Raw genomic sequence first — 5,944 nt, 5'->3', positions numbered from 1 at the left:
CAGGCGAAACCACCCGTGCGGCTTTTGCCTTACTGAAGTGGTGGATTAGTGAGGCAGGCATTCCACAGGCCATCTACGTTGATCTAAAAAGTTTATATATTTCACCCAAGGCACTCAAACAGGATGATGAGGCTTTACTGGTTGAGCCCGACTGGTTAACGCATTTTTCAAAGGCGTGCAAGAAGTTAGGGATTGAGATCATCAAGGCCTACTCGCCTCAAGCCAAAGGGCGAGTTGAACGAAGTCATGGGGTTTATCAAGATCGTTTAGTTAAAGCGTTAAAACTGAAAGGGATTCAGAGAATAGAAGAGGCGAATGCGCTGTTAAGCGGCGGCTTTGTGAATCAACTTAATGCAAAATTTGCCAAAGCACCGGCGGATTCGGAAGATGGCCATGTACCGTTATTAGGCGGTGAGGATCTTGATCAGATTTTTTGTTGGGAAGAGACAAGGCAAGTTAACAATGACTGGACGATACGCTATGAAAATCAATTTTACCAACTAGAAAAAAAGGCTTGTGTACGTCCTAAGCAAACTATGACGGTGAGGCGTCATCTCGATCATTCACTCTCCGTGTGGCACAAAAAAGTTCGGCTAAAAGCCATACGGATTGACACTAAACCGGCAACGACAGTGCGGAAGCAAAAGCCGAAGAAAACGGCTAGCGGCACTGTTCTGTCCAAGCATTCCACCTTAAACCGGCATAAAACACCCTGGGGGAAATTTAACCCTGAGTGGCTTAAATCCAAGAAAGAAAAAACGTCTCAACAATCCGGGCACTTACCCACAGGGTCCACAAGCTTGCCCGGTGTGAAATTGGAGCACCCGGGCACTTGTGGACTTGTGGATAAGTGCCCTTGACTGAGGAGTAAAAGCGGACATTTTAATTTTGGAGAAACACCGGACATTTTAATTTTGGTTTGACATATGAGCGCATTTATATTGATTTTATCTCCCTTAATAGCTATATTAGTGCCAATATTGGAGGTAAATAAACAATGAAAGCCGATCGGTTCTTTTATGAACATCCTGTTTTTCGGCATGAGGAGTTTGCTGCTTGGAAAGCTTCATTAGGAGAAATCAAGCCGATTTCAGTCAATACGGCATTACGCTATTATGTGAAGGTCGGGCAAATTAAATTGATTCGACGTAAGCTGTACGCCGTAGTACCACCGAACCAATCACCAGAGACGTTGACAGTTGATCCTTATCTTGTGGCTGGGAAGGCTACAGAAGATGCGGTATTGGGTTACCATACGGCACTTGAACTGATGGGATTGGCTTATTCAACGTTTGGGCAGTTTACCTACGTGACTGAACAGAAAAGCAAGTCCTTTGGATTCCAAGAGCGCTGGTTTCAATCAGTGGCAGTACCCACGGCACTGCAAAAGAAACAAAAGACACTGGCGCATATTGATAACGTTGATCGACAAGGAGTCATGCTAAAAGTGACAAACCCAGCACGCACCTTCGTGGATGTATTAGATCGCATTGAACTGTGTGGTGGTTGGGAAGAGGTGTGTCGCTCTCTTAATAATTTCGCGGTTTTAAAGGTTGATGAAGTGGTTGAGTACTGCTTGCTGTTAGATAACGCACGCTTAAATGCGACGGTGGGTTATTTTTTAAGTCAGCGTCAGGGCGCATTTGCTGTGCGTGAGAATCAATTAAAACCCTTATTAAAAGCGGTTCCTAAAATACCGCAATATGCCTCCAAAAAGACGAGAGAAAAATTTCAATTAGTAAAACCTTGGAATATTTTGCTGCCGGTATCCGTTATTCATCAATCATGGGAAGAACCTCATGCTGACCTCTAAAGAGCAACTACTAAAAGAAGCCAGAACAGCGGGTTATAAGCCAGAAATGTTGGAAAAAGTGTATCGTTTGCTGGATATCTTTCAGCAAATACTGTCTGTGCCTTATTTGAAAGAACGCTTAGTATTAAAAGGTGGCACAGCATTAAATTTGTTTCACTTTGAACACTTGCCAAGACTATCAGTTGATATTGATTTAAATTACATAGGTGCGATTGATCGCGAAACCATGCTGACTGAAAAGCCTGTGATTGTGGATGCTGTTCACCAAATTTTGATTCAGAACCAATTTGAACGTCATCGTTCACCCATCTATCACGCCGGTGGCAAAATGGTGTGGTTTTATAATAGCGTGCTGGGTCAACGAGGTGCGTTAGAGATTGATCTCAATTTTATGTATCGGCAACCACTGTATCCAATAGTAGATTGTTCGCCAAAACTCGAAAGCCACGCGCATTGGCAAGCACCCATATTAGACATTCACGAATTAGCTGCAGGAAAATTATCAGCCCTATTTAGTCGATCGGTTAGTCGAGATTTATTTGACGCCCATTACTTACTGACAAAAACAGACTTAAACACAAAAAAATTAAGGGAAGCTTTTATTGTTTATTTGGCCATGACAACGATTGACTTAGATTCATTGGCAGCCGAAACAGTGACCTATAATCTAACAGATTTGAAAAATCGCTTACTTCCCGTCATGCATCAACAGTCGTTAGCTAGAACTTTACCCCAATTAAAGCAATGGGCGACCAGTATGGTGACGGAGCTTCAACAAGCATTGTCAGCCATTTTGCCTTTGCAAGACAAGGAACAAGCTTTTATTCAAGCCATTAGAACAGCGGGTAAAATAACCCCTGAACTGATTACGGATGACAAAGCGTTTGCAGAGAAAATCATGACACATCCTGCGATACAATGGGCAGTGAAGCGGTCAATGGAGGTTAGATGAGCAGTCAGAAAATTAAATACACCAAAAGCACAGGTAATGTTTATTAAGAGAGGACTAATGAAATGCTAAAGATACACGGGCTGGGACATATTAACATTGTTGTTGATAATATTGAGAAAGCCATGACTTATTATGAAAACTTGCTTGGCGCAACACCTCAGCAACTGTTTCCACATTTTAGAAATGTCGGGTTTTCAAAATCTGCAGGGTTTATGGATAAACCAGAGGCAGTTGAAGTCTCTATCGGATTTCTTCATGTAAGGGGTGCTAATTTTTTCATTGAGCTGATGGAATATCATTATCCTAAAGGTGATCAAACGATACACTATCGAAAAACTAATGATGTTGGCGGTCCGCGACATGTTTGCTTGCAAGTGACAGACATTGATGATGCATTCAACTTTATTAAAACACAGGAAGTTAAGTTGATTTCTGATCATCCAGATTATAAACCTTATAAGATTAGTGCAATAACTCCAGATGAGTTCAAATTCTATGACGAACAGAAAGAAAACAGCGTCCGAGAAAAGCAAGCTGTTTGTGATATTATTGGCGGCATTCGTTATTTTTATTTTATTGATCAATACGGCATTCAATGGGAGTGTGAAGAAGGGCATTCTGACATTGGTGACAAGCCTGAAGAAACTGGAAACTGAATAGCCAAAAATAAAATGTTCGGAGCAACTTGCAGTTTTAGCAAGAATTTATCGTAGTAGCTTAGGAGATCAATGTGAGCAACAGAAAGTTTTTAATCCTATTAACCATTAGTGTTATTTATATCACTTTTTCTTTGGCGTGTGATCCACTGGCTTTTCGACTAATTTCAGTATTCGGAATTACTATCAGTGGTTCTGTGATGTTGTACTCTGGCTTGTACCCTATGTTGGATATGTTGACGCGATTACTGGGTAAATACTTAGTGATCGTCATGATTGTGATTTTTCATTTTTGTGATTTCCTTTATTCTTATGCTTTATACTTGGTTAATTCGATGCCGCACCCAGCGAGCTTTACTCACTTGCAGGCTTATAATATTGTTATTATACCCATTCCACGCATGTTTTGGGCGGGCATTATTGGTTCAATCATTGCCGGTATTGTTGAGGTGTTACTTTATGCCGTTATGCAAAAGCATATTAAAAAGTTTTTTATCGCCTCGTTTATTTCAACGGCTATTGTCGTGATTGGACATGGGTTGCCAACTGACTACTTCGCTTTTGAGAAGATTTATCCTAACCAAGTCTGGCACCTGGTGTTTGCCAATATTGGTATGAATATCGTAATCTTAACGGTTTATATTACGATTGCTTCTTTAGTGATGAAAGCGATTGGAAAACAGTATTATCGAAGCGTTGATACGCCTATTGAGCTAGAAACAGCAGAAGCTTAGGTTGGTAGAAGATGTTGCATGATAAGCAATTAAGAGAGTTAATTATTTGTGGTTCTTTGCTAAGTTTTGTACAGTTTGGCGGCTTTAAATTGAACAAACTTATTTATCCTGATAAGATACCCTGCATATTATTGCAAAAGGATTTTAAGGTTATGATACGTGTCCTTCAGTTAATCGGGATTTTATTTCTGACTCTCATATTAGTTGCTTGTCATTCAACGATTACTGAGAAAGAAATAAAGCAAAGTAAGCAAAAATTTGTAGAAGCTGCTAAGATTTGTTACAAACTTGCTAAAGCAAATAAAAATCCTATGAAAAACCAAACTTGTATGAATCTAGCGCATGTTTACCAACAAGCTTGTCAAGCGGGGCATGCGCGTAGAGAGGCGTTGTATGGGATGGATTTAGGCTTTAGAGGGTGTGATGATCTTAATAGTGATGTATTATCAGCAATTACTCTTGCGAGACAAGTTGATGCTCAGCAACAAGCTGCACAGCAAGAAGATAAAAAACTAGGTTGGTAGATCAGCGAAAGAATTAGTATCTAAATTTTAGGGAGAAGATTGATGAAAAATTTTATGAAGCTATCCATCGTGTCAATTATATTTCTTATTGGAACGAATGCTTTTGCTTGCGAACTAGATGTTCACGTGGATAGCACTGCGCAAAAAGATGTTGTTTTTAATGTTGTGAGTACAGATGGTAAATATCAGTTAGATACCCCTAGCATTGCGCCAGGGCATTCTTACGGGATTCCGGTGAACTGTGCTACTTACAACATTTATGCCCAGTATGTGGATGACAGTGCTAATATCAACCCTTTTGGTGATTATGCTTATATAGCCAATCCGTTAACGTTAACAGGTGATTTGGCTGTATTTTTTCCTTCTAGGTTTCAAGCTACGCAAAATAAGCTCGCCTTCCCTAGTGAATTTAAGAAAACTGCTTAATTTAAAAAACTAAATTCGCCTGTACGTCACGAGGGACATGCCAATGTCCCTCGTGACGTACAGCGTACGTTTGATTCAAATTAAATAAAAACAAATACTGTAACTACTCGTGCGCCAAGACGAAGTCTGGCAAATCTTATGGATGAAAGTCCCATTGCAGAAGGAGAACCGATTCCGCTGTATAGCGAGTCTTGCGCTGACGTAGGTAACGAAATCAGCGAAGCGTAGACAGCGAAACTGTCGAGCCGAAACCCGAGACGCATAGGGTGAACGAAAGTAGTCTCGAAAGACACAATGTGAGAGCTGATGGCTTGAGGTATGACGCGCCAACGTAGTGCTATTTGTTAATGTGCGTATACCGTGCAATTTCAATCAGGTTGAGATCTGGATCACGAAAATAGACTGAGCACATTTTGCCTCGTGCGCCATTGGTTTCAACGGGGCCTTCTTCGATAGGGATATTGTGAGTATTTAAGTGAGCAATAACTTCATCGATCGTGTTTTCAGTAATAAAACATAAATCTAGTGTACCCGGTGAGCTTACATTGGCGTGGGGCGTGTATTCACCACCATGAGGATGCAGGTTGATTTTCTGTGTACCGAGCCATAAAGACTTTCTTGTTTTTTTATAAGTAATTGAAGGAATGTCTAAAATATCTAAATAGAAGCGACAAGTGGCCTCAACGTCTTTGATAGTCATGACGACGTGGTCGATGTGGCTGATTTTTATCTTCATAGTAATGTAATTTTTTATTGTTAGTGTAAGTATTTGATGTACGACTTGAGACATAGGTAACACTTTATACCGGAGACATAGGTTACACTTTTAGGCATTTGAA

Annotated in this window: 8 protein-coding genes; 7 read left to right on the top strand and 1 reads right to left on the bottom strand. The window is 40.5% G+C overall.

The features are described 5' to 3' along the window. The 7 genes from COV52_00040 to COV52_00010 all read left to right on the top strand — a co-directional run. Window positions 1-860: hypothetical protein (locus COV52_00040; protein ID PIR12194.1), on the top strand; the 860-nt coding region annotated here is incomplete at its 5' end. A gap of 137 nt (window positions 861-997) precedes the next feature. Further along, a complete protein-coding gene (locus COV52_00035; GenBank protein PIR12193.1) occupies window positions 998-1,813 on the top strand; it encodes a transcriptional regulator in 816 nt (271 codons plus the stop codon). Further along, entirely contained in the window at window positions 1,800-2,765 is a 966-nt protein-coding gene (locus tag COV52_00030) for a hypothetical protein (GenBank protein PIR12192.1), read from the top strand. The genes COV52_00035 and COV52_00030 overlap by 14 nt, the downstream gene beginning before the upstream one ends. A gap of 62 nt (window positions 2,766-2,827) precedes the next feature. Next, the gene (locus tag COV52_00025) at window positions 2,828-3,421 is read left to right on the top strand and encodes a bleomycin resistance protein (protein PIR12191.1); all 594 of its coding nucleotides are present in this window, start codon (window positions 2,828-2,830) and stop codon (window positions 3,419-3,421) included. Window positions 3,422-3,495: 74 nt separating this feature from the next. Continuing rightward, window positions 3,496-4,155: a hypothetical protein gene (locus COV52_00020; protein PIR12190.1), complete on the top strand. Its 660-nt coding sequence runs from the start codon at window positions 3,496-3,498 to the stop codon at window positions 4,153-4,155. Window positions 4,156-4,166: 11 nt separating this feature from the next. Further along, complete coding sequence (locus COV52_00015) at window positions 4,167-4,679, top strand: hypothetical protein (GenBank protein ID PIR12189.1); 513 nt, start codon at window positions 4,167-4,169, stop codon at window positions 4,677-4,679. A gap of 42 nt (window positions 4,680-4,721) precedes the next feature. After that, window positions 4,722-5,105 (top strand): hypothetical protein, encoded by a 384-nt coding sequence (locus COV52_00010; protein PIR12188.1) that lies wholly within the window; start codon window positions 4,722-4,724, stop codon window positions 5,103-5,105. Between the two features lie 337 nt (window positions 5,106-5,442). Here COV52_00010 and COV52_00005 read toward each other — a convergent pair whose 3' ends face one another. Then, a complete protein-coding gene (locus COV52_00005; protein ID PIR12196.1) occupies window positions 5,443-5,835 on the bottom strand; it encodes a VOC family virulence protein in 393 nt (130 codons plus the stop codon). Between the last annotated feature and the right edge of the window lie 109 nt (window positions 5,836-5,944).

The organism is Gammaproteobacteria bacterium CG11_big_fil_rev_8_21_14_0_20_46_22 (assembly GCA_002796245.1).
Taxonomy (GTDB): Bacteria; Pseudomonadota; Gammaproteobacteria; order UBA12402; family UBA12402; genus 1-14-0-20-46-22.
Note: the sequence above shows the minus strand (reverse complement) of the source record. Positions and strands in the feature narration are given on the sequence as shown.

What these genes read in the sequence shown, in the direction of transcription:
- COV52_00035 (PIR12193.1), top strand. Translation starts at nt 998, where the DNA reads ATGAAAGCCGATCGGTTCTTTTATGAACATCCTGTTTTTCGGCATGAG.
- COV52_00030 (PIR12192.1), top strand. Translation starts at nt 1,800, where the DNA reads ATGCTGACCTCTAAAGAGCAACTACTAAAAGAAGCCAGAACAGCGGGT.
- COV52_00025 (PIR12191.1), top strand. Translation starts at nt 2,828, where the DNA reads ATGCTAAAGATACACGGGCTGGGACATATTAACATTGTTGTTGATAAT.
- COV52_00015 (PIR12189.1), top strand. Translation starts at nt 4,167, where the DNA reads ATGTTGCATGATAAGCAATTAAGAGAGTTAATTATTTGTGGTTCTTTG.
- COV52_00010 (PIR12188.1), top strand. Translation starts at nt 4,722, where the DNA reads ATGAAAAATTTTATGAAGCTATCCATCGTGTCAATTATATTTCTTATT.